19 protein-coding genes are annotated in these 23,084 nt (G+C 45.7%); 7 read left to right on the top strand and 12 right to left on the bottom strand.

Annotation, left to right across the window (positions count from 1 at the left end):
- Positions 1 to 33 precede the first annotated feature (33 nt).
- Together deoC and NDI48_30155 are read right to left on the bottom strand one after the other, a co-directional pair.
- On the bottom strand, positions 34 to 720 hold the full coding sequence (gene deoC / locus NDI48_30160; protein ID MEP0835431.1) for a deoxyribose-phosphate aldolase: 687 nt from the start codon (positions 718 to 720) through the stop codon (positions 34 to 36).
- 104 nt (positions 721 to 824) lie between these two features.
- Positions 825 to 1,913 (bottom strand): metal ABC transporter substrate-binding protein, encoded by a 1,089-nt coding sequence (locus tag NDI48_30155; GenBank protein ID MEP0835430.1) that lies wholly within the window; start codon positions 1,911 to 1,913, stop codon positions 825 to 827.
- A 318-nt stretch (positions 1,914 to 2,231) separates the two neighbouring features.
- Here NDI48_30155 and NDI48_30150 point away from each other — a divergent pair, with 318 nt between their 5' ends.
- On the top strand, positions 2,232 to 3,011 hold the full coding sequence (locus NDI48_30150) for a metal ABC transporter ATP-binding protein (protein ID MEP0835429.1): 780 nt from the start codon (positions 2,232 to 2,234) through the stop codon (positions 3,009 to 3,011).
- Between the two features lie 56 nt (positions 3,012 to 3,067).
- The gene (locus tag NDI48_30145; protein ID MEP0835428.1) at positions 3,068 to 3,955 is read left to right on the top strand and encodes a metal ABC transporter permease; all 888 of its coding nucleotides are present in this window, start codon (positions 3,068 to 3,070) and stop codon (positions 3,953 to 3,955) included.
- Positions 3,956 to 3,981: 26 nt separating this feature from the next.
- Here the strand turns inward: NDI48_30145 and NDI48_30140 are convergent, their stop codons facing one another.
- On the bottom strand, positions 3,982 to 8,568 hold the full coding sequence (locus NDI48_30140) for a caspase family protein (GenBank protein MEP0835427.1): 4,587 nt from the start codon (positions 8,566 to 8,568) through the stop codon (positions 3,982 to 3,984).
- Between the two features lie 3 nt (positions 8,569 to 8,571).
- Positions 8,572 to 8,874 carry a hypothetical protein gene (locus NDI48_30135; protein ID MEP0835426.1) on the bottom strand — a complete coding sequence of 101 codons (303 nt, stop codon included), beginning with the start codon at positions 8,872 to 8,874 and terminating at the stop codon, positions 8,572 to 8,574.
- A gap of 296 nt (positions 8,875 to 9,170) precedes the next feature.
- Between NDI48_30135 and NDI48_30130 the strand changes: the two genes are divergently transcribed.
- Positions 9,171 to 9,452, top strand: coding sequence for a hypothetical protein (locus NDI48_30130; GenBank protein ID MEP0835425.1), 282 nt, complete (start codon positions 9,171 to 9,173; stop codon positions 9,450 to 9,452).
- A gap of 5 nt (positions 9,453 to 9,457) precedes the next feature.
- Here NDI48_30130 and NDI48_30125 read toward each other — a convergent pair whose 3' ends face one another.
- From NDI48_30125 to gpmI, 3 genes are all read right to left on the bottom strand, one after another.
- Entirely contained in the window at positions 9,458 to 10,354 is an 897-nt protein-coding gene (locus tag NDI48_30125) for a peptidase (protein MEP0835424.1), read from the bottom strand.
- Positions 10,355 to 10,515: 161 nt separating this feature from the next.
- Positions 10,516 to 10,749, bottom strand: a complete 234-nt coding sequence (gene secG / locus NDI48_30120; protein MEP0835423.1) for a preprotein translocase subunit SecG — start codon at positions 10,747 to 10,749, stop codon at positions 10,516 to 10,518.
- 48 nt (positions 10,750 to 10,797) lie between these two features.
- Positions 10,798 to 12,396: a 2,3-bisphosphoglycerate-independent phosphoglycerate mutase gene (gene gpmI, locus NDI48_30115; GenBank protein MEP0835422.1), complete on the bottom strand. Its 1,599-nt coding sequence runs from the start codon at positions 12,394 to 12,396 to the stop codon at positions 10,798 to 10,800.
- 49 nt (positions 12,397 to 12,445) lie between these two features.
- On the opposite strand from gpmI, the gene NDI48_30110 reads away from it, so the two are divergent.
- Entirely contained in the window at positions 12,446 to 12,634 is a 189-nt protein-coding gene (locus NDI48_30110) for a hypothetical protein (protein ID MEP0835421.1), read from the top strand.
- Between the two features lie 145 nt (positions 12,635 to 12,779).
- Here the strand turns inward: NDI48_30110 and NDI48_30105 are convergent, their stop codons facing one another.
- The 4 genes from NDI48_30105 to NDI48_30090 form a co-directional block, all read right to left on the bottom strand.
- Entirely contained in the window at positions 12,780 to 14,825 is a 2,046-nt protein-coding gene (locus NDI48_30105; protein MEP0835420.1) for a tetratricopeptide repeat protein, read from the bottom strand.
- A 263-nt stretch (positions 14,826 to 15,088) separates the two neighbouring features.
- Positions 15,089 to 16,330, bottom strand: a complete 1,242-nt coding sequence (locus NDI48_30100; GenBank protein ID MEP0835419.1) for an ATP-binding protein — start codon at positions 16,328 to 16,330, stop codon at positions 15,089 to 15,091.
- A gap of 133 nt (positions 16,331 to 16,463) precedes the next feature.
- A complete protein-coding gene (gene cofG / locus NDI48_30095) occupies positions 16,464 to 17,492 on the bottom strand; it encodes a 7,8-didemethyl-8-hydroxy-5-deazariboflavin synthase subunit CofG (GenBank protein MEP0835418.1) in 1,029 nt (342 codons plus the stop codon).
- 185 nt (positions 17,493 to 17,677) lie between these two features.
- Entirely contained in the window at positions 17,678 to 18,328 is a 651-nt protein-coding gene (locus tag NDI48_30090; protein ID MEP0835417.1) for a helix-turn-helix transcriptional regulator, read from the bottom strand.
- A 447-nt stretch (positions 18,329 to 18,775) separates the two neighbouring features.
- On the opposite strand from NDI48_30090, the gene NDI48_30085 reads away from it, so the two are divergent.
- On the top strand, positions 18,776 to 19,828 hold the full coding sequence (locus NDI48_30085) for a hypothetical protein (protein MEP0835416.1): 1,053 nt from the start codon (positions 18,776 to 18,778) through the stop codon (positions 19,826 to 19,828).
- Between the two features lie 306 nt (positions 19,829 to 20,134).
- A complete protein-coding gene (locus tag NDI48_30080; GenBank protein ID MEP0835415.1) occupies positions 20,135 to 20,617 on the top strand; it encodes a ubiquinone biosynthesis protein COQ4 in 483 nt (160 codons plus the stop codon).
- 123 nt (positions 20,618 to 20,740) lie between these two features.
- Here NDI48_30080 and NDI48_30075 read toward each other — a convergent pair whose 3' ends face one another.
- Positions 20,741 to 21,355, bottom strand: coding sequence for a helix-turn-helix transcriptional regulator (locus NDI48_30075; GenBank protein MEP0835414.1), 615 nt, complete (start codon positions 21,353 to 21,355; stop codon positions 20,741 to 20,743).
- Positions 21,356 to 21,693: 338 nt separating this feature from the next.
- On the opposite strand from NDI48_30075, the gene NDI48_30070 reads away from it, so the two are divergent.
- Entirely contained in the window at positions 21,694 to 22,707 is a 1,014-nt protein-coding gene (locus NDI48_30070) for a hypothetical protein (protein ID MEP0835413.1), read from the top strand.
- The last annotated feature ends 377 nt before the right edge of the window (positions 22,708 to 23,084 follow it).

Raw genomic sequence — 23,084 nt, 5'->3', positions numbered from 1 at the left:
TGGCTTTCCTTGCCAACCTGTTAACGCGCTCACCTATTCTCCATCGTCCTTTTCCAGCGTATCGCGCTGTCGGAGTAAATCAGGCCCGCGAGATGTACCCAGACGCGTCGCTCCTGCTTGAACTAACTCAAAAGCTTGCTCTAGTGTCCGTATACCTCCTGCTGCCTTAATGCCAATTTGTCCTTGTGTCACTTTTTTCAAAAGTCGGATATCCGCCACGGTTGCACCTCCATTCCAGCCAGTACTCGTTTTCAGAAATTGCACTCCTGCGTCCATACATATTTCCGCAGCGAGGCGCTTCTGAGCATCTGTCAAGAGGGCAGTTTCTAATATCGCTTTTACGGTTTGACCCGTTGTCTCACAAATTTGGGCAATTTCTCGGTAGATTTCGTTCGTTTTTCCCGCCTTCAAGCCACCAATGTGAATCACCACGTCGAGTTCCGTTGCTCCATTTTCCACGGCCTCTTGTGCTTCATAAAGCTTGGCGGCTGGTGTTGTTGCCCCTGTGGGAAAACCAATGACTGTACAGACTTTCGGTGTCTTGCCGCGAAGCAACTCAGTGGCTTGCTTCACATAAACTGGGTAGATACACACCGTGGCGAAGTTAAATCGGTCTGCCTCGCCGCAACACTTTTCCACTTGTTCGGGTGTTGCTGCTGGATTGAGCAGGGCGTGATCAATTAACGGTGCAATATCTATATCTGAGTAGTTGACAGCCATTGGTTTAGCTTCCAGCCGCTATTTGTTCACTTTTATTAAGATCTTATGATATTGAGAAAAATCAAAGAGTTTAATTTTTGGAAAAACAGCGTTTGAGGGCAAGCTCATCGCTTAGAAGTTGTTTTTGGCTTTTGGACAGCCTCGAAAGCTCTGTACTGACCGCCCAGCGCTTCTACAATGGTGCGAGTATTCGCCACCATCATTTTGACGTAGCTATCCCCCTCCCCCCCTGGTGCGCCAATAGAGTCAGAGTAGAGTTCTTGTGACGCGAGTTTTACCCCAGCTTCCTGGGCGACGGTTTTAATCAGAGCTGGGTTAATGGTGGTTTCGGCAAAAATGGCGGGTACGCCCACCGCTTTTACAGAATCGGACAACCGTTTCACAGTTTGGGCGCTGGGTTGTTCTTCGGTACTGATGCCAATTAGGGTACCTGCAACGGGTATACTGTAGGCACGAGCATAGTATTGAAACGCATCATGTGTGGTTACAAGTTTGCGCTGCTTTTCTGGAATGGTTTGAATTTGCTGAGTGATCCAAACATCAATCTGCTGCAATTGAGCCGTAAGTTGTGCTGCATTCTGGGTAAACTTCTGTTTATCTTCGGGTGAAAGTTCGATTAACTGATCGCGAATTGCATTCACCATCGCGATCGCATTTTTGGCATCACCCCAAACATGAGGATCAGGCGCTCGTTTCCCGTTGTAGTTAAAATCTAACGGCTGAACGACTTCCCCAACCGCCAACTTCTTCGCCTTCACCCCCGCAGAATTCATCAGCTTAATCAGCCCTGGCTCCAGATTGTAGCCGTTGTAGAGAATTAGATCGGCCTCTTCCAACACCTGACTATCCATGGGCACAGGTTCATAAACATGGGGGTCTGCACCTGGTTTTAGGATACCCTTCAGTTGAATCTCGTCTCCCCCCACTTGCTCCGTCCAGTCTGTGATAATCGTGCTGGTAGAAACGACTTGAGGCTGATCGGATTGCTCAGAACCGATTGGCTTGCTCTTAGTGGAGTTACATCCACTGATTAAAAAGCCAAGCATAAGACCTGTAACGGCTAACCACCCATAGCGTTGGCGTGAAGCGTTGCTACTGACTAGGGGAGGATAGCTCGAAGGGCGTAGTGGTGAGGAGTTCACAAAAAAAGGCAGAGGACAGAAGCAGAAGGCTTTTATGAATCCCTTCGACATGAACCCACGACTGCAAGGAGTAAGGCTATCAAGCCAAGAGTGAACAATCTTCACTGACTCCTGTTCAGGAGGGGTTTGAATCCCCTTGTAAACAAAACCTTTTGCCTTCTGCTTCCTCGTATGAACTCCGCTGCCTTCTGCCTTCTTCAAGAATGTCTGCTTTCTTCCTTCAGAGTGAGGGTTCACGTTCATAGCGTTGATACATTTATTTTCATATTCTTTTCATTTTTCACGTTACGATATTTTCACAATTGTTTCATATTTCGCTCCCAGGAAGGCTCCACCATGACAACTGCCACTTTCCGGAAGGTCGATTCGATGCTTAGAGACTATGAATGCGGAGATAATTGTAGGTCACAGCTCAAAACTGTAACCATACAGCAACTTGGTGTGCAGTACCGTATGGTAGAGGCGCTAAAAAATATCAATTGTGACATCCAGCCTGGTAAGCTGACGGGAGTTATTGGGCCTAATGGTGCGGGTAAAAGTACCCTAATCAAAGCCATGTTGGGCTTAATTCCCGCAACAAGCGGGACAGCGATGTATCAGGGGCAACCCTTGATGGAGCAGTTGGAAAAAGTCGCGTATGTGCCGCAGCGATCGCAAATTGATTGGACTTACCCCGCAACCGTGTGGGATGTGGTGATGATGGGGCGAGTACGGAAGACGGGATGGTTTCGCCGCTTTTCCACAGTATCCAGGCGTTTGGCGGCAGAGGCTTTGGCACGGGTGGGGATGAGTGAGTTTCGATCTCGCCCCATTGGACAGCTATCGGGAGGACAGCAACAGCGTGTCTTCTTGGCACGGGCGTTAACGGAAGAAGCGGAGATTTTCTGCTTTGATGAGCCGTTAGTGGGGATTGATAAGAAAACCGAAGCTGTGATTTTTGATATATTTCACGAACTTGCTGACGCTGGCAAAACCTTGGTAGTTGTTAATCATGATTTAGGGCAAGCGATTACTAATTTTGATGATTTGATTTTGTTGAATCGAGAGTTAATTGCTAGTGGTTCGCGTCAAGAGGTGCTGAGTTCGGAGAATTTGCAGCGTGCTTATGGGGGGCAGGTGGTGTTCTTTTCGGAGAATGCAGCGGCTTAAGGTTGATTCAATACTCTCTTCACTCTTGAACTCAACAGCGAATCAAATAACTGTTTATGCTCGAAACTCTAATTGAACCGCTGCAATATGGATTCATGCAGCGATCGCTAATAGTCGCCGTTTTGGTTGGTATTGTGTGCGCTTCGGTTGGCAGCTATTTGATGGTGCAGCGGTTGGCGTTGCTGGGAGATGCGATTAGTCATTCGGTGTTGCCGGGACTTGCGATCGCGTTTATTGTGGGTGCCGATATTTTTGTGGGAGCGTTTATCGCGGGTGTTGTCAGCACGATGGTGATTACTTGGATTAGGACGCGATCGCAAATTAAAGAAGATGCGGCAATGGGCATTGTTTTTTCTGCCTTTTTTGCCTTGGGTATCACTTTAATTACTGTTGTTCAGAAAGATAATAAAATTGACCTGAATCACTTTCTGTTTGGGAATATCCTCAGTGTTTCGTCTCAAGAGGTTATTAATACAGCAATTATTACAGTCATTGTTTTAGCGATTGTTGCACTTTTGTATAAAGAATTGATGTTTTATACCTTTGACCCTATCGGTGCCCAAGCGGCTGGTTTACCTATCAATTTACTGAATTTTGGTTTAATGATTTTGATTGCTTTGACGATTGTTGCCAGTCTCAAAGCTGTGGGTGTCATCCTAGTCCTAGCCATGCTGATTACTCCGGGAGCAACGGCTTATTTATTAGTCAGTCGATTGCACCAGATGATGATGTTGGGTTCGGCAATTGGGGTTGTTGCTAGTATTAGCGGGATGTATTTGAGTTATTTTTTCAATTTACCTTCTGGGCCAGCGATTGTTTTAGTTGCCTTCGGATTTTTTATGCTGGCGTTTTTATTTAGTCCCAGTCAGGGAGTTTTAACTCATCCGGTTTCTAAGTCTGGGAAGTCACCCATTTGGCGGGAAATTAAGGGATTGTGGCGTTGAGGGTGGAGTGCGATCGCCTAAAATTTTTACTGTTCCCCGTTAACACTGCGCTCACTCTCGTCATTACAAAATTTCCAAGATTCTGGCTCTCCTTCGGGTAAAGTCAGCTCTAGTACTGGTGCAAAACGACGAAATCGCTCTAGCGTTTCTGTTACTGGCTCATCCAAAGCCAATGCAGCCAGAATTATGCGAGTAGGGTGAATGGTACCTTGTAGTATGTCATTTGGACTATCTGGCTTTTCACTTAGGTTTTTCGAGAGTGAAATCAAGTTCTTCTTATCTGAAATGAGAGCTTCTAGAGACTGTAAGTCTATCTCTGGAACCTCTAACCCCAAAGGTACAAATCGTTTAAAGCGTTCCAAGGAATTAACTACAGTTTTATTTAACTTGACAGCAGTTGTGATTAAGTGGGCAGGAGTCAGCCGATCTTCAAGCCATGTACTTCTGATCTTTGAATACTCTGAGCCTAACTCTTCTGAGAAGATGATTACATCCTCACGGTCTATCGTGAAATTTTCTAAAAAGTTCAGATTTACCTGTGGCAACTTTAGTCCTAAGGGTAAAAATTTCTGAAGTCGTTGTAGAGTATCAGCTACAGGCTCATTTAGCTGCCCAGCCAATCGAACTATATGAGCGACAGGTATCCGGTCTTCAGTCCAAGCCCTTTTTCCATCCATTTTTTCCGAAAGAGAAATCAAATCCTTCTGATTCGGCTGAAAGTTACCTAATGTTTCTAAATGTACTTTAGGTAATTCTAGACCTAAGGGTATAAATTTTTCTAGCCGTTTAAGAGTTTCAACTATAGGCTCATTCAGCCGATTAGCAGCAAAAACTATCTGAACGGGAGATATCCGATCACTAGATAAAGCTTCTTCTCCGTCTAGTTCTTTTGAAAGAGCAATGATATCTTCCTGATTTACAGGAACTTTGTCCAATGTCTCCAAATTAACCTGTGTTACTTCTAACCCTAAAGGTAAAAATTTCCGGAGTCGTCTAATGATGTCAGGCACAGATTCGCCTAGCCGTGCAGACGTTAGAACAATATGGGCAGCAGATATTCGCTGCTCAATCCAAGGATACTTATCCTTTTCCGTTATTCTCCTTGACAGTGCAATCAAATCTTCTTCGTCGGCACTTTTCTCATTAAGAGATTCTAGAACTACCCTCGGCATTTTCAACCCCAAAGGTACAAATCGCTGAAGTCGTTTGACTGTTGAGGCTATAGGTTCATTTAGTCGTTCGGTAGCCAAAACTATATGAGCAGGCGGGACATTATCCTGAAGAGAATGAATTAGCGAGCCATGTAGATCTTGGGAGAGAGCAATACCATCACCAGCTCGCGGTACCGGACACAATTCTAACTTCATTGATGCGGGTAGACTTTCCAAGAATGTCGTTGAAACCTTTACTAATCCGCAACGTTCCCATGCAATGACCCGATAAGTAAGTATCCACCAAGGAAAGTAGTAGGTGAGGAACCGGAACTCTAATCCTAATCCATGTCTAAAGAAGTGTAGATTTCGATCATGTTCAAAGCATCCCAACTCTGAAATTGGCACTTCATCACTGTAACCCCATATTCCTAATTTCACATTTGCTTTCCTTTGCGAAAGCATTGCTACTACATTTTCAGCAACTTGCGGATGTTTTTGTGCCAGCTTCCACAGCCATTCAAGATCCAAATGAGGCCAGTTTAGTAAAGGTTCTGAATTCTGCTTTAGTGCCTCACTGACCCAGGTACGATCCCACTGCACAATATTTTTGCGATCCACCGTTAGTTTGGGACGGCGTTTCCCGCGCAAGTTTGCTACAAAACCGGGCTGAGACTCCTCAGTCCAAAGTCCATCTGACAAAATACATCCACTATCTTTATACCAATACTCACTCTTCTCTGGCACCCACCAGATATCAGTGTCTGCTGCCTTGAGACAGGAACTCTGAGGATAATCAGGATGCCGCAGTTGTCCAGGTTCCCATACTTCTAACCTGCCAAACTGCTGGACTTCAGTTCGGAACTCCGCTACCCACAACAGCTTCCGCAGTATTTCAATACAAGAGATTAGCTGACCTTTACCTTTAAGGTGAGTTTTGTTCAAGTAAAGACGTACCCGCGTCCCTGAATCAGTTCCCAACCCCGACTCTTGTATTCGGAAAAGACCACTACTACCAGGTACGTGGACGCGCAAGCGTTTTCCAGGCCGACCATCGCTTTCAAGCTGACAAGTCTCCACAAGTAACTCCTCAGCTAGCATAAAGTAGCTGAACACACCAATTCCAAACTGACTGTTTGGGTACAGCCGGATAGGTGGGTAACATTGCAGCCATTCAGCCTGTTCTTTAATGAATTCCGGCAAATCGGAGAAGCGACGACCCGCACGGGCGAAGCACTGAGTTAACTGCTGAGATCCCATACCAATTCCATTGTCCTTGCACTCAATATAGGAGCGCCCATCATCATCAATTCCCTGAGTGAAGATGATATGTCCCTCCCATGAATGATCCAGATATTCATCAAGGGACTTCTGTTTTAGATATTTATGCCGCGCTTCTCGATAGCGGCAGGCATCTAGTGCATTTTGATATAGTTCTCGGATAGCTAGGGCAGGATCGCCATAGAGCTGTTCTCCCATGAGCAAATCGCGAATTTCATCGTGAGCTAGTTGAAAATATACATGGGGTGTTTTATAAAGTGGAGCTCTATTTTTCCCTTTCTCTGGCTTAATACCATCAGTGGTTAGGCGTAATGGTAAACCCGAAAGCGCTTCCAAAGCGTGAGGTTTCTCATCCCTATTCCGAAGAACATGGTTAAGAACTGTGCTAGCGTACTCGACATGTTCGCGTAGTGCAAAATCTAGTGCTGGATGACGGCAGGTCACACTAAGTGTATAGCCAGCTCCAGCTCTAAGCCAGAGAGATTCAGATATCTTAGTGCATACCTCTTCAGGAGTTAGTCGATTTGCTTCATCTGTCAGGCGGTCAGCAAGACCTATATTATCCACTAACACATCTGAGAGTGTTCGCACATCTATAGCTAGCAATCCAGCTAGTTTCAAGAGGTAGCCAAGCATCTTTACTCGGACAACCTGTGTTTTAAGAAATCCAACCGGCTGCTTAGCAGCATAACGGTCAATACTTTCAGGTTCTGCAAGAAGAGAGCGCCCCAAATCCGTTAGAATTTCTAGGGGAATCGGTGGTGACAAAGTTGTCGTCCCAAAACCAAACTTACTTCTAATTGCCTCTTCCAACGCGTTGGCAAAATTGACAGAAAGATAACCTCCTGCTAACTGGAACTGCCAGATTTCAGGTGTACGAAGCAAGCAACGATATAGCAACCATGATTTCACTGCCTCACATTCTGTCACACATCCCTGTTTTGTAAATTGCTGAGCTTTCGTAACTAATCGTTGGTGGAGTCGATGCACTTTCCCTAAAGCAATTTGGAAACCAATTGCTGGATTATTTTCATCCAAAGACAAGGGGTCGAGTTTGAATTCAACCGCCTGCACTAAGGCATTAGCCAGTACTGCTTCACAAACAAATGGAGCAGCAATAATTAGGGCTTTTTCAACTGGAGTAAGCTCAGTAGGTGGATCGGACTGAAGCACCAGCAACTCAAGAGCCTTTAAAATTCGGATTGGGTATAATTCATCCCGCCAGGGATCTTGCTGAAACTTTTCATGGGCAAGGCTCCATTGTTGCCAACAAGCAGTGACTATTCTATATACCTGCTGTTTAAGCTCAGCGATTGCGCCATCGGTGTCAGTATTTTCCTCACTCCACAGAGGCGAGTGCAAGACTTCTACACGCCAACGCTCTTCAGCCTGACTTGCAGCTATTACCAGAGGCGTGTCCTTGAGGATAACTCGCGAGAGAATGTCCTGTGCCAGTAAAGCGTCTACCCTATCCTCGGTTAAGTAACAAATTTGCTGTCGGTGCTTTATGTCATGTTCCTCCACCAACTCATCAAGTCTGGCTTGAGCTGCTCTCAAGATGTCGCCAAGCTCATGGGCTGGATGCTCTGGATCGAGAATATCTACTAAAGCCTGGGTAAAGAGACTGAATCCTTGTTCACCCTTTGTGAAGCGGCTAAACTGACCGCGACCGCAAGAAAATACCCGGAGGAAATTACGCTGCATAGCTTTCTTTTGCAGGCTATCAGCCCACTTCACTAGAGAAAGACCCTTCACTCCTAAATCAAGACCCTCACGACAAGCATCAATGAAAAAGACAATAGTTTCCGCCTTTGACTTGTCAACTACGTCATCCAAAAGATCGCAAGGAACAAGAAATTGAGCGAATGCTCCAGGTCGTTCCAAAATTGCATCCGAGGGGACAAGGTAATCCTTACCTTGGTAATGCACTCCATGCCCTGAAAAATAAAGGAGCAATATCTCTCCAGATTTTGCGTTCTGGCATATCTGTAGGAGACTATCCCAGATCATGCTGCGCCCACTATCAAACTTGTCCTCAATACCTTGTGAGCGCACATCAAATCCAGATCTTTTCAAAACCAGTTCAAGGCTTGCCACATCTCGCCGTACAACTGGTAAATCTGGGATGGATTTATTTTGATACTCAGGAACCCCAATCAGCAGCGCCCGCCGTTTTTTCATCGATTACTCCGAGAACGTTAGCGTGATTGCCCCTTTGCCTCCCAGCTTAGCTGTCCCAACAAGCTCTATACCGCCTTCAGCAGTCACTTCAACCTGAATTGTGACTTGCTTGAGCTGAAAGCCTCCGACCTGCTTGACATCTTTGAGTATAGTAGTAACTCCCTGGCAGACCTTCTTCAAGTTTTCTCGAAGTTGCTCTGTCGGCAAATCCCGCACCACTATTTCTGTGTCACCGGAAAAAATGCCTTTTACCTCCTGCTCATCTTCTTCAGGCAGGGTCACTAAAAATGGAATCGTCTCCATCATGTATTCCTTTTTCCCAAATTCCAGTTAGAGTCTTACTTACTCAATCTCATCAAATATAAACGATGAGACAACTATCTGAACTGGAAGTCAGGCTAAAGATAAGGGTGTGCGCTCGCGCCTGACCCGAAAAAACCACTTGGCAGATTGTCCTAACCCAAACCACCGCAACCGCGACAAATCAGCCTAAACTCAGCAAAATCAACGAGACACTTGACAAAGTTACATATTGTACTTCATCCGGATGAGGTGGAATTTCTATTGTTGAAATATCAGCAGTAGAGGTTAAAAGAATCACTATGTTACTTACACGTCAACAAGCCAAAGCTCAAAAACGAAATGCCAAACGGTTAGGTCAATTACTCAAAGATGCCAGAACGGAACTCGAACAAAGTCTCGCCGTTCTGGAAGATACCGCTATTGAGGATGGCGATTGGGGCATTATAGAACTGTCTTGCTCACAGGATGCCTACTCTTTGATGGGACAAATTTTGGCGATCGCAGATAAATGGGAGCAGTGCAACCATTTTGAAATCGATGAGAAATTATCCCAGATTGAGAGCAAAATTTATCAAGCTTAAACCTCTCATTCTTCACCACGAGTCTGAGTCGCCAAAGGCCATCCTACACGGGTTGGTTGTTGATAAATCCGTTTCAGGGTATTAATATCCCTGACCGAAATCGGAGGCGAATGGCGGACTTGGGAAAAGTACATGATGTCGGTTTCTAAAGCACTATGCCCCCAGAGTCCCAAAGCATGACCGAGTTCGTGACGTGCCGTTGCTAGGGTATAGTGATCGGTTTGGTGGGGACTTAGCTGGATGGTTAAGCGTTGTGATAATATCTCCTGCGGTGCCTTGTCGGTTTGACGGAGATAAAATTCGTAGCGGGTTTGAGCAGAACGAGCGCGAGGGATGTTGAATTTTCCTGTTTCGCGATCCAAGGAGGCTTGCACAGGAGGGCGCTCGCGCAAAATCAAGATATCCGCGCCTTCTCGCTGGGTGACTACCTGCAAAGGCAAATAGATATTCCATTCCCGTACAGCCTGCAATACGGCATCAACCCACTTCTGGAAACGCTGGTTACTCGCGGATGATTCATTCGGCTCTTTCGGTCGTTCGACGTAAATTGTCACAGGGAAATGTGACCAAACCAGATAGCCTACCGGAGTTAGTTTTATTTCAGCGAAGTAATCACCTGCGTCTGTCACGTCTTGCCATTGTGCTAGAGGTGTTGGCAACGGGTGAACCTGAGGAGTGGGTAGGGAAGCTGAAGCTGAAGATAACTCCGCAGTTTTTAATAGATACTCTTGGTTTCCTGGCTTAACCCCTGTCGCTTCGCCGCTACGGCTCGCGATACCTTGAGCCTTCAGCGGCTGTAACTGAGACAAGATGAGCCATAGACTTGTAGCGATCGCCACTCCTAATAGTAGAAGGCGTCTCCAGGCACTAACCCGGTGACGCCTTAACCTTTGTCTAGTCATTCGTCTCATCTTTTCAATTGATAACCGCAGATATTTTAAATCCGTGAAATTTTGAGATGATCTGGGTTAATCCGCCTCTATCTGCGGTTGTAAAAAGATGTGACTCATGAGACATTCCCTGCACAGGAAACATGTCAAAATGACACGTAGCGCAGTGATCATCACTTGCCCAACCAACCCGCGCTTAAAACCACGGTCAAACCAATAAAAATCACAGAAAATACCCAGGTAATCCGGTTTAGGGCTGTCTCTGCACTCTTGGTACTCGTAAACAGTTGGGCTTGACCCCCGATGCCCCCAATTCCATCGCCCTTGGGACTATGGAGCAATACCAAAACAATTACACCCAAGGCAGATACGGCCCAGATAGCTTGTATGACTTGAACAATCGACATAGTTAAGTGGTTGGTTGTTAGTGGTTGGTTGTTAGTCGCAACGAATGACTAAAGAGAAACACGCACGGGTGTTCGATTGGGCCGGACTTCTAATTCAATGGGTTGTAGCAGAGAGTGGCCTGTCATCTCTGGCGGCTGGGGTAATTTTAAAATTTCCAGGATTGTCGGCGCAAGATCTGCCAAACGCCCGTCGCTGCTTAAGGCAACTTCTGTGCCATATCCGGGGATTTTTAATCCTTCCCCTTCCACTAGGATAAAGGGCACGGGGTTGGTTGTGTGAGCCGTCCAAGGATTGCCTGCCTCATCGCGCATATACTCAGCATTGCCGTGGTCTGCGGTAATCAAGGCTGTACCACCCGCTTTGTTAATGCTTTCGATTAGGCGTCCCAGGCATCGGTCTACCGTCTCCACCGCTTGCACGGAGGCTTCAATATTCCCGGTATGCCCGACCATGTCAGTATTGGCATAGTTGATCACAACCAGAGAGTAGATGCGTTTTTCAATCGCTCTTACCGCCACATCTGTGACTTCTGCGGCTGACATCGCCGGTGCCCGGTCATAAGTTGGCACCATGGGACTTTGTACCAGTTCCCTGTCCTCACCCTCAAACGGCAGTTCTAAACCACCATTAAAAAAGTAAGTAACGTGGGCATATTTCTCGGTTTCAGCCGTGCGAAATTGACGTAAACCGTGCTGAGCAATCACTCCCCCCAGAATATTGTTCAAGTTTTGAGGCTCAAACGCGACCAGTACAGGGAATGACGGGTCGTACTGGGTAAAGGTAGCGAAAGCGAGGGAGTGGATTTGCTCTCGCTCAAATCCTTTAAAGTTGGGATCAACTAATGCTTGTGTGAGTTGCCGCGCACGGTCGGGGCGGAAGTTAAAGAAAATGATCCCGTCTCCTGCTTCCACAGCCCCCGTGTCAATTCGGGTGGGCAGGACAAACTCATCTGTGAGATTTGAGTTATAGGAAGCTTTTAACACCTCAATCGCTGAGCGACCATCTCCCATGCCATCCTGGGTTATGGCCTGATAAGCTAGCTGAACGCGATCCCAGCGTCGGTCTCGATCCATGGCGTAGTAGCGACCGCTGATTGTGACGATGCGTCCAACACCGATTTTTTGAATGTGATCTTCAATTTTTTGAATCGCCTTAACCCCGTCCATCGGCTGGGTATCACGGCCATCGGTAATGGCGTGGATACAGACATTAGACAGTTCTTGGGATTTAGCGAAATCCAGCAATCCGAGCAGATGGTCTATGTGAGAATGCACCCCACCGTCCGAACACAAACCTACCAGGTGAAGCTTACTGCCTCGATTTTTAACGTCCTGGCAGACTTGCAGTAGCGCCTTATTGTCTCTCAACGTACCATCTTCTACGGCATCAGAGATACGAACTAATTCTTGCGGAACCACGCGTCCAGCGCCAATATTGAGGTGACCCACTTCTGAGTTACCCATTTGACCCTCTGGTAGCCCTACAGCCTTCCCGGAAGTGCGAATTAGAGTATGGGGGTAAGCTGCCCAGAGGCTATCCATCACGGGTGTCTTGGCGGCGGCAATGGCATTTCCATCCGTTGCTTCACGGTAGCCCCAGCCGTCCAAGATGACTAGCACCACAGGGGAGACAGGTGCTTGCGTCATATGTATTACCCTTTGTTCATGCATGAATTTCTCCGCGATCATAGCATTGATGAGTGACTCAACGCCTGAATCTTGCCTTTTCGTTCGGATTTGGGGCTTCAGCCTTTATGGGGAGTTTACACTCTGCTTTTGGGAAGAGGGTAGGACTTATGCACTGCAACGAAATCTGGTTGTTTTGAGCGTTGCTCAAGAAGCTGGGAACCCCATTCTACCGTTGTCAAACTGGCTGAGTGCGTAAGTCCTATCGGGGACACAATGGCGGAGCTTCGGTTAGAGTTCTTTAACAAAGGGGGAGTGGATAGGATTGTGTTTTCCTGAGAACTTGTAGAGGCACGATATATACATCGTATTTCTAGGGTATGGTGCTAATTGCTCGGTAGCAGTTATTGAATTAACATTTGAAAGCGTTCGTCTTCTCGAATGCTGTCAAAATCCGAGTCAGTTTTTGCCATCTGTCGATATTCATCAGGACTTAGATTAATTGCCTGTTGCAGGTTTTCAATTGCCTGCTCGATATTGCCTTGCAAAGCATAACTGCAAGCTTTGTTATAGAAAGCGTTGGGGGAGTCGGGTTTAATTTTTAAGGCTTGGTCGTAAGAGGCGATCGCTTCTTCTAATCGTCCTAAATTCTTCAGCGCAATCCCCCGGAAGTTCCAGGCATAGTGGTAGTCGGGTTTAAATTTGAGGGCTTGGTCGAATGACGCTATCGCCTCTTCTAAGCATCCTAATTTACTCAGCACCATGCCCCGAAGGTTCCAGACTTCGTGGTAATCGGGTTTGATTTTGAGGGCTTGGTCGAATGACGCTATCGCCTCTTCTAGTCGTCCTAAATTCCCCAGCGCATAGCCTCGGTTGTTCCAGGCTTCGTGATAATCGGGTTTGATTTTGAGGGCTTGGTCGAATGAAGCTATCGCCTCTTTTAATCGTCCTAAATTCCCCAGCACAATGCCCCGGTTGTACCAGGCTTCGTGATAATCGGGTTTGATTTTGAGGGCTTGGTTGTAAGATGCTATTGCTTCTTCTAATCGTCCTAAATTCTTCAGCGCAATCCCCCGGAAGTTCCAGGCATAGTGGTAGTCGGGTTTAAATTTGAGGGCTTGGTCGTAAGATGCTATTGCTTCTTCTAGTCGTCCTAAATTACTCAGCACCATGCCCCGAAGGTTCCAGACTTCGTGGTAGTCAGGTTTAAATTTGAGGGCTTGGTCGTAAGATACTATTGCTTCTTCTAAGCGTCCTAAATTAATCAGCGCATAGCCCCGGTTGTTCCAGACTTGGTGGTAGTCGGGTTTAAATTTGAGGGCTTGGTCGTAAGATGCTATTGCTTCTTCTAAGCGTCCTAATTTCCCCAGCGCATAGCCCCGGTTGTTCCATGCTTGGTGGTCGTCGGGTTTGATTTTGAGGGCTTGGTCGTAAGAAGCGATCACCTCTTCTAAGCGACCTAAATTACTCAGCGCCATGCCCCGGATAATCCAGGCTTGGTGGTCGTCGGGTTGAATTTTGAGGGCTTGGTCGCAAGAAGTTATCGCCTCTTCTAGTCGTCCTAAATCAAAAAGCACAATGCCCCGGATAATCCAGGCTTGGTGGTCGTCGGGTTGAATTTTGAGGGCTTGGTCGTAAGATGCGATCGCACCTTCATATTCTTTCGCTGTAACCAACAAATTACCTAGTTCACCCAGTAAATAAACTCTATAACTGTAGGTCTGATAGTCTTCTGCCAGCAAACCTTGAATTTCTATAATTTTTTTAACCCGTTCTTGAGGAGTCAGTTTTAGGTACTCCTCATAATCTCCTTCCAGCAGGAGGCGTTTTGTTTCTTCCTTTACAATCTCTGGATGAGTCGGAAAATCAAAAACCCCAGATTTCCAATCAAAAAAATCTGGAGCGCGTTGAATAAAATACTTAAGCGCAAATGGACACAACAGGAAAACAAAGCAAATATCAAAATCGTCTCGAAACCGTTCTCGCTGTTGATTTAAATGACTTAAAATCCGAGGAACGCTGGTAAAATTATTATAGTAAAGTTCAGTAATTTCTCCAAATGTCTTAAGTTCGTACTCATACAACGAGTATTCAATGCCTTGGATAAAGAGAATATCTATCTTATCTCTATTGGCGAGCTTGGTAACTCGATTGTATAAATTATCAATCGGCTCAATGAATCGTAAAACCTCAATGGTTTTCTGAGGAATATCCTGCTTCATTCTCTCGATTATCTGCTTCCCTTCCTTCTGGGAGCAGCGAACGAAAAACAAACCAAAGCCTTTTTTCCGCTTGAGAGCGCAGACTAAGGCAAGATATTCTTCTTCTGGGTCATCAGGGATTTCCTCGTCCCAATCCATTGCTTCTGAGGTTATACAAATTCCTTGAATTTCTGACCGCCAATTCCTGTAAGGAAGGAAGTCCGCCGTGGATTTAAATCCACGGCTCATAGCTCAAGTCCATTTCAATGGACTAAAACTCACATCTTGCATCACCCCCCTAGCCCTCCTCACTAAAGCTCCGGTTGGTAAGGGGGGAACTTAGCTCCCTCCCCTTAATAAGGGGAGGGTTGGGGTGGGGTCAAAGCGACTTGCTGCAAGATCTGAGTAAAACCCTTGTACAGTTAGCATATCAGTCCTCTGAAGAGGACTGATATGCTATTAGCCAGGGATTTGAATCCCTGGCGTTAAGCGGGTAAGTCAATATTAACGAGCTAAAGTTGAGCTACCGCTTCCTTAAATTCCTGAATCCCTCGAATGAGCGGGTGAACGTCACACCAGCGATCCAACTCACCCTCTTGATTCCAATAACGATATTCTAAAAGACAGCGATTAAATAATAAACTCCGATAGTCATCATCATTAACAATCCGCTTAGAGCGAGAGATTTCAGCTAATAAACACCATTGCTCGTTCCCAACCGTGCGGCGATAAGTATCCCTCGCTCTAGTAATCGCTGTGCGTACTGCTTTGGCGGAAATCGGTAACTCGTCCGTGCGTGCGATCGCATCTTGCGTCAACAATAGCAGATTCCGCACATGACCCCCACTCATCAGACACAGTTGCTCTAAGGTATCCCGACTATCAAAGATTTCTGTATCCAGAGATAACTTAGGCGCAAATTGCCTGACTCGCCTACCAATAATTTCTTTGATTTTCTCAAGTCCCGGTTGGTAGACTGTCCCATCCGGAGTCCGCACCATAATCATGGGCAAAACTTGAGTATCGCTATAGATATCTCGGATATCCGTAGCACGGTTCGAGTACACCATTGAGATAGGAACCGTGTAAATCAGATGGCAATCTAAAGCTTTGAGTTGTTCGCTGCGATCGAGAAAAATCTCCTCATGGTTCGTGCGTCCAGTCTCCTGAAACACTGGCACAATCCGATCTAAGTTATCTACAATCACCGCCAGTTGATTACAACCATTGGGCAAATGCTGCTTCGCCTCATTGAGAAACTCATTTAAAACATCAATCAAGCTAACCGTATGAGGATTCACCTTCTCTCGAATCTGTTGCCGCATCGTGGGTTCTGCTCTTAAATTCGCAGTCAACTTGGCAAACTGGGCGATTTGTCCCTCGACACTCATCCCCTCAAACGATATCTCCATCAGTGCCAAATCTTTCAACTCTTGGCAGCGTTTTTTCACCCAATTCAACAATGGTGCTGGATTTGCACTTTTGTTTAATTCATCCAGCAGATGGCGGGTACAGGCTAAAAGAATATCGGTATATTGAGCATCCTCAGATTGAATATCCTCTTCATCGGCGGCAAAATAGACCACATAGAACTTCTGCTGTTCCAGATATTGCTTTAACCTGAGCAGTTCGGTGGATTTTCCCGCGCCTCGATGACCGGAGTATAGCTGACACGTCACTCGCTCAGAACGCCGCATCCGCTTCCCCAAATCCTCCACAACATCCTCATCTCCCCGCACGTCGCGACAATCCACATAGTTCGGGTCACCTGCGGGTAAAGGTCGACACGGGTCAAAGGCGTTGTAGAGGTTAGAGGTTATCGAGTAAGTCGGGATTGGAAGCCATAAATCGAAAATTTTGCCATTGAGCGCGATTCTAACCTAGAGTTTAAATCTCGCGTAGGGGCGATTCATGAATCTCCCCTACAGTTTCAGGCAATGCACCAGTCCGCCACCCCTCAACCAGCGATCTCAAATTCGGTGACAACCAACTGTCATATTGAGGATAAATCGGCAATCTCGGCACCAACTCCCACCCAGCAGGCTCTAAAATTTCCCTAAGTTCCTGAGCACTAGGATGAGGATAATCAGGATTCACCTCATCTTTTGGCCCAATTCCCCCCAAATCCCTCGCACCCGCCTCCAAACATACCTGTAGGGGCGATTCATGAATCGCCCCTACGGTGTCGCCGACTAAATTCGGCGGAATTTGAATCGTAATATCCGCTGGCAAAATTTCACGCGCTTTGGCAATAACCTCTGGTAATTGGTCGGGATCAAAAGCAGGAGCATCCCAACTCTGCTGACTTCCAGGACTATGGGGTTGCAGGATAACTTCTTGGATATGACCATAAGTATAGTGAAGCCGTGCGATCGCCTCCAACGTCTCCCACCAATCTTCTTGAGTCTCCCCAATCCCCAACAGTAACCCCGTTGTAAACGGAATCCGCAATTCTCCTGCCCATTCCAACTGTTGCAAACGCACCCCTGGTATCTTACTGGGAGCATGACGATGAACAGTTTGCAGTAACTTGGGCGTTAACTGTTCCAGCATTAACCCCATCGACACATTCACCTGTTTGAGGGCTTTCATTTCCTCAAAACTCAGGGGGCCGGCATTGGTATGGGGCAAAAATCCCAATGACAGGGCGAGTTCACCTAAATCATAAATTCGTTTGAACCATTCAGCTCGACGTGATGATCGGGGATGTACCTCGCCACTGAGTAGCAGAATTTCACACACACCCTGAGTTTGAAGCTGTCTCAGCTTACTTTGTGCCTCAGAAAGGTTCAACCAAGGGCTTTGCCCTGAGTCGGTGCGAAAATTGCAGTAAGTACAGCGATTAAAGCACTCGTAAGTCGGAACAAGAGTGTAAGCAGGACTGTAAGTAACGGTTCGGGAGTGGAAAATTGGCATGGGTTCGATCATCACACAGTCATTTATTTAGAAGTGTGACGTATCCAACAACATCCCGGTTTTTGTGTAAAATTCTCCAAGACTCACTTCGTGAATGCAATAGTAGAGGACTCCCCGCGCTGGGTTGAGAAATCCTCCCGTTGCTCAGCAGAAAAGCTGAAAGCTGGAATTGAGGTTAGCTAAAACTAACTGACGTCTCGTTCTTTCTCACTCCAATCACTCATTTGTTGTTTGGCGTAAACATTTTTCAGGTGTTTCTTGACGGTGTTGGTCGTAATATACAATTTGGTGGCGATTTCTTTGTAAGAGTAGTTGGCGCGACGGAGTGACCAAACTTCTGATTCACGGGGAGTCAAATTATATTGTTGTGCCTCCGTAAACGCTGTAGTGTTAGTAGACTGACTCCTATTTTCAAGGGTTACTAACAAGTTAGGAGTATCACCTTGCTCGAACTGTAGCCATCGAACCCTAACGCGCAAAACCTCTGCATTCTTTGTGTCTAGTTCCGCCTCAATAATCATGGTTTGTTCGGGAAATAGTTCGCGGCTATCGATCAAGGATTCGCAAATTCGCCAAATAGGTAGAGGGACTAAATTGGGTTGTAATTGCTCTGAGGAAAATTGCAGGCAAAGGCGACGCGCACGCTGATTCGCGTGAATCAATTCTCCTTTTTCAGTCAAAATTAAGACACCATCCATAAAGCCTTCAATAATGGCTTGCAGCAAATTAGGGTGTTTTGAATGTTCAGCATGAGACGCTTTGAGCTGTATGTCAGAAGAATTCAGTCTTTCAACAGTTTTAAGGTGACGGTTCAGTTTAGCTGCCAACATGGACATCGTGAATCTCCTTCAAAGTCACAGCTGAGGAGTCAAGCGATGGGAGACTCTTCTCAGTTGAGGGTTAAGGTCATTTTGCGTTTCGGTTGGGTGTAGCTACAAGGATTGAGTCGGAGATTTCCCAAACTTAGCGAATTCTGTTGTAGAGATAGAGGAAAGCTGAATTAACCTGAAGTAGGGTGAAGTTTTTCGGCGATTTCAGGCTTTTGCTAATACAATACGAAATCATGCGATTTCAGGGTGTTGATCTAGATTGCTCCGGTAATTGGAGGCAATGAGTATCCGTAGTGACTGTTTCAGGGATGATTAAGTTTCGTTCTAGAACGCTGAATGTGTTTTTAGACGAGATGGATTGCATAAAAAATCAAGAAACAACGATAAGTACTATAGCTACGGAACACGAATTGACTCGACCAAAGGCTCTATTCGTTCAACAACCTACGGGATATGAATCCAGAATTGATCGATCAGTGGTTTCCGATTGAGCAACAGCGCAATTACATTTCAATGCTCCTAAATCCCCGGCGAGTCGGTTTAACACGTCGTCGAGCTGAATGTTTTGTGCGGTTGTGGACTTATCTACTACTCAAGCAGCAACAAGAATTAGGCTCTGTTTTGAGACAACCGTTGACTCAATTACAACTTCCAGAAGGTTTTGTTGCTTGCACCCATCGCGAAGCAGCAGAATTGTTTTATGCTAACAAAGACCGAGGCAGCGATCGCGCGGCGGGAATGATGATTGATATCCTCGCTGCCCTTGGATTAATTCAGAAAGATTTTGATGGCAATACAATTTGTTTGCAGATTCGCTGTGTGCCGAACCTGCACGAATCCTTTGAGTCAGCACACCCCGTAGAGTTCGTACTCGATGAGTTTAACCCTCGAACTGACGCCGTTCCCGTGGCGAGTTTTCTCGCTCACAACTACAACTGGATGAACAACACGACGGCAACTGTACCTCACAAGATTAAAAAGTTACTACGCTCTTGGGCAGTACAATATCCCACTGGGATGCGCGTGCTGCGTCGTTGTGACACCTCTCATCCCGTTGGATTTTACGTGCTTTATCCTGTCGCGCCGGAATCTGAGGAAAAATTTTCTCTACCTCCTGGAAAAAGTCTTCATTTGAGTTCCGCCTCGGATATCGACCCTGTTAAAATAGCTATCCCTGGCAAGGATGACTGTACCTCAATTATGGTGCGTAGCTGGATGATTGATGCACCCTATAAGAATTGGCAAAATGTGCATCGTTTTTTAGAAGATGTGCAGCATACCTTAGTGCGAATGCAAGCTGATTTTCCCAATCTTTGTGATTTCTACGCGCTCCTAATTCATCCTAGATATGAAGCACTGGTACAGGCTTTAGGGTTTCAAAAAATTGGTATCGATCCGAAGATAGCTGTCTACTGGTTGTACATGGCAGTCGATCAGTTTTTAGCCTTAGACATGGCAGAAATCGTTTCAAAGCTTGAATTTTGCTACCCTTCTCCGGAATTTTAAGCATCCCTTGAAAGGAGAAAGTGGGCATCCCAAAGTTGCAAAAACAGTTTTGAGAAGGGACGAGGGGGACAAGGGGGATAGTACTGAGACAAAAAAGATATTTGTACAAATGGGATGCTCCCAGAGAAAGTAATAGGGGAAATGACAGATCAGACTCTATGAAGTACCTGATCTATCCTGTGATATCTTTGTTTCTACCTACAGTTTTTGTGGGGAAGAGTACCCTCTGGGGTACTATCGCCCATCAAAAAATTTTTTTAATCTACAGGCATATTAAAGACAACTCTAAGAAAGGAGAATTTTATCATGCCATTTTGGTTAAAAATTATCTTGAAGCTTGCTCAGACGGTTAATCCTCAAATTTATCCTGAGCGAGAGTTTACAATCACCTCAGAAAAATTAGAAGAATTACGTCAGTTACCTCATGGAACCTTAGGTCGTGAAGTCGCAAATTTCCTCGATCATAACCGTTTGAATCCGCTGAATAGTGGAGATTTGATTCAGCGAACCCACGATATTTGGCATGTTCTTACAGGCTTCACCTCCTCACCCCGTGATGAATTTATGCTTCAGATCTTTACCCGTGCTCAAGTGTTTCGTCCAACGAGTGCGATAGTTGTGTTAGTGGGATGGCTAAGCGGTATGTGCAATTTCCAAGAAATTAGACAAGTCTTCAAGATGAGTCGGCAAGCCAAATCTTTAATTGATTGGGATATTCAATCCGACTGGCATACTCCACTGGTTGAAGTTCGTAAACGACTCAATATTATACCCCTTAATAAGGATTAAACAGGCGTCACGAACAGTCAAAAAAGTTTTGTGCTGCAATGCCCCATAGAGAAAGTTAAGCGACCGATAAATTGAACGAAAAATGACAGATTTAACGATGGCTTAATCCTAACTTTCCAGGAATCATTGTTGTTTAGCGTAAATATTCTTGATGTGCTTTTTGACAGTATTGAGTGTAATGTACAACTGGTCGGCAATCTCTTTGTAAGAAAGCTTAGATTGATGCAGTGACCAAACTTCTGCTTCACGACGAGTTAATCGATATTTTTGGGCATCCGCCATGGCTTGCATTTTTCTAGCCTGATGTTGGTCTTCGATTGTCACCAACAAGTAAGGGCAAGCACTTTCTTCTAAGACTAACCAGCGAACTCGAATCCGAAAATTAGCTGAATTCGTCAGTTTGATTTCATTATTAATAACTATTTCTTTCTCGGCAAACGGATCGAGGTGATCGAGCAACAATTCGCACACATGCCAGATGGCTGGTGGGACAAAATTCTGTTGTGATTGCTCTGGGGAAATTTGGTGGCAAATTTGACGTCCGCACTCATTCGCGTAAACCCACTCTCCTTGCTGAGTTAGAACCAAAACACCATCAACCAAGCCTTCGATAATGACTTGCAACCAAGAAGCTTGTTGAGAATTTTTAGAGTGAATCTCTTTAAAATTTTTTCCTGAATGCTTTGATGTTTCGGCTGTTTCGATATTGCTCTTGAGTTCACCACTGAGAATGACCATCGTGAATATCCTTGAGGATTGTCAACAAAAAAGTTAAGTTGCCGCAAGACTTATCAGTTGAGTATTACTGTCATTCTGCTTTTTGCATCGGTGTATCTGCCATGAGCCTGTTGTAGATGCATCAAACAATCTGAAGTCGGTGCTGTAAGGTGAAGTGGGGTGAAGTTAGCTGAAGTTAGGGGAAGTTTTGAGCCGATCTTTTACAAGATTCGCATCGCTGATTAGTAGCGAGAGTCACAAAATAGATGAGGCCATCTATCATTTAGGTTACTTAAGGCTTAGATAACTGAATTTCGTAGTAGCATTTTAGGGACTGAAAGCGCAGCAACCCGGAGGCTATGGGGCCAGAAAATATCAATCAGTGTTTTCCGATTGAACAGCAGCAAAAATACATCTCCAGGATTTGCGAACAGATTACCCTAACGGCGCGTCAGGCTAGATGCTATCTCCGATTGTGGGCTTATCTCATAGTCAAGCAGCAGCGAAAGCTGGGAGAACACCTGAAATTGCCACTTACAGAATTGTCACTACCCGATGGTTTTGTCTCTTGTACCCTTCAGGAAGCTGCCACACTGTTCTATTGTGACCAAGAGCAGGGAAGCGATCGCGCGGCGGGAATGATGCTGGATAAACTGCGCGATCGCGGATTAATCGAGAAAAAATTTGATGGCAATAGTCTTTGTATTCAAATCCTATATCAACTCAAGCCGCCGCCATCTCCTCAACCCGTAAAGGTGGATGCCTTCCACCACAGCGATGCTGTCTTCGTTGCAGAAGTTCTCTCTAACCTCTATGGCTGGCTAAACAGCGACACCGCTGCTGTCAAACTCAAGATTGTTAATGTCTTGCGCCGTTGGGTCAAGGAATACCCCAAAGGTATGCGGGTACTGCGCCGTTGTGATAACTATAAACCGGTAGGATTTTACCTTTTGTATCCTACCGCTGAAGATTGTGAGAAAAATTTCTTTCTCCCTCCGAGCAAAACCCTGCATTTAGGTTCTAATTCCGAGAGCGATCCACTGCAAATCGCTATCCCTCCCGATCCAGATTGCTCTGCTGTCTTTGTCCGGAGCTGGAAGATCGATACTCCCTACCAAACGAGAGACAATGTGTGTCGATTCTTAAAGGATACGCAAGAAACCTTAAGACAAATGCAGGTTGATTTTCCCAACCTGTGCGATTTATATGTGATGATTCTCCATCCCGTATACAGCTATGAGAGCTTAGCAATGGCTTTGGGGTTTGAAAGAATCGGCTCAGATTCACTATCACCGAGCTACTGGATTTACAAACCCGTCAACCAGTTTTTGGACTTAGACATGGAACAAGCTCTGTCCCAGCTTGATTTTTAGCCCCTTCATTCAGATGTTGAAGCCAAGGGCGATACCCATCTCATCGCTACATGATTGGGTTTAAGCTGACAGCCATTCAGTTTTGCATGACCCTATTTTGGAAACGAGGCGTGGGAGCGGCATCTTGCCCGTCCGCCCAGTGAAATTTAACAGCGTTACAGCTTATAAGCCTTTCAGGAAAAGGGTTGCAGCCGACTTGGAATATCAAAGTTAATAATTATGAGAGTTTTTACTCAAAATACCTTTACAAACCGAAACAAATGCGTTAAGTTAAGTATGGGCGAACACAAAAGCGCCCGCTGAACCTTGAAAAATTATTAAGCCATCATAAAAACATGACAACCACATTACAGCGTCGCGAATCTGCGAACGTGTGG

It is taken from the genome of Microcoleus sp. AS-A8, from assembly GCA_039962225.1.
Taxonomy (GTDB): domain Bacteria; phylum Cyanobacteriota; class Cyanobacteriia; order Cyanobacteriales; family Coleofasciculaceae; genus Allocoleopsis.
Note: the sequence above shows the minus strand (reverse complement) of the source record. Positions and strands in the feature narration are given on the sequence as shown.

Excerpts from the sequence above, each read along its gene's own strand:
- deoC (MEP0835431.1), bottom strand. The coding sequence starts at position 720 with ATGGCTGTCAACTACTCAGATATAGATATTGCACCGTTAATTGATCAC.
- NDI48_30155 (MEP0835430.1), bottom strand. The coding sequence starts at position 1,913 with ATGTCGAAGGGATTCATAAAAGCCTTCTGCTTCTGTCCTCTGCCTTTT.
- NDI48_30150 (MEP0835429.1), top strand. The coding sequence starts at position 2,232 with ATGCTTAGAGACTATGAATGCGGAGATAATTGTAGGTCACAGCTCAAA.
- NDI48_30145 (MEP0835428.1), top strand. The coding sequence starts at position 3,068 with ATGCTCGAAACTCTAATTGAACCGCTGCAATATGGATTCATGCAGCGA.
- NDI48_30140 (MEP0835427.1), bottom strand. The coding sequence starts at position 8,568 with ATGAAAAAACGGCGGGCGCTGCTGATTGGGGTTCCTGAGTATCAAAAT.
- NDI48_30135 (MEP0835426.1), bottom strand. The coding sequence starts at position 8,874 with ATGATGGAGACGATTCCATTTTTAGTGACCCTGCCTGAAGAAGATGAG.
- NDI48_30130 (MEP0835425.1), top strand. The coding sequence starts at position 9,171 with ATGTTACTTACACGTCAACAAGCCAAAGCTCAAAAACGAAATGCCAAA.
- NDI48_30125 (MEP0835424.1), bottom strand. The coding sequence starts at position 10,354 with ATGACTAGACAAAGGTTAAGGCGTCACCGGGTTAGTGCCTGGAGACGC.
- secG (MEP0835423.1), bottom strand. The coding sequence starts at position 10,749 with ATGTCGATTGTTCAAGTCATACAAGCTATCTGGGCCGTATCTGCCTTG.
- gpmI (MEP0835422.1), bottom strand. The coding sequence starts at position 12,396 with ATGACGCAAGCACCTGTCTCCCCTGTGGTGCTAGTCATCTTGGACGGC.
- NDI48_30110 (MEP0835421.1), top strand. The coding sequence starts at position 12,446 with ATGAGTGACTCAACGCCTGAATCTTGCCTTTTCGTTCGGATTTGGGGC.
- NDI48_30105 (MEP0835420.1), bottom strand. The coding sequence starts at position 14,825 with ATGAGCCGTGGATTTAAATCCACGGCGGACTTCCTTCCTTACAGGAAT.
- cofG (MEP0835418.1), bottom strand. The coding sequence starts at position 17,492 with ATGCCAATTTTCCACTCCCGAACCGTTACTTACAGTCCTGCTTACACT.
- NDI48_30090 (MEP0835417.1), bottom strand. The coding sequence starts at position 18,328 with ATGTCCATGTTGGCAGCTAAACTGAACCGTCACCTTAAAACTGTTGAA.
- NDI48_30085 (MEP0835416.1), top strand. The coding sequence starts at position 18,776 with ATGAATCCAGAATTGATCGATCAGTGGTTTCCGATTGAGCAACAGCGC.
- NDI48_30080 (MEP0835415.1), top strand. The coding sequence starts at position 20,135 with ATGCCATTTTGGTTAAAAATTATCTTGAAGCTTGCTCAGACGGTTAAT.
- NDI48_30075 (MEP0835414.1), bottom strand. The coding sequence starts at position 21,355 with ATGGTCATTCTCAGTGGTGAACTCAAGAGCAATATCGAAACAGCCGAA.
- NDI48_30070 (MEP0835413.1), top strand. The coding sequence starts at position 21,694 with ATGGGGCCAGAAAATATCAATCAGTGTTTTCCGATTGAACAGCAGCAA.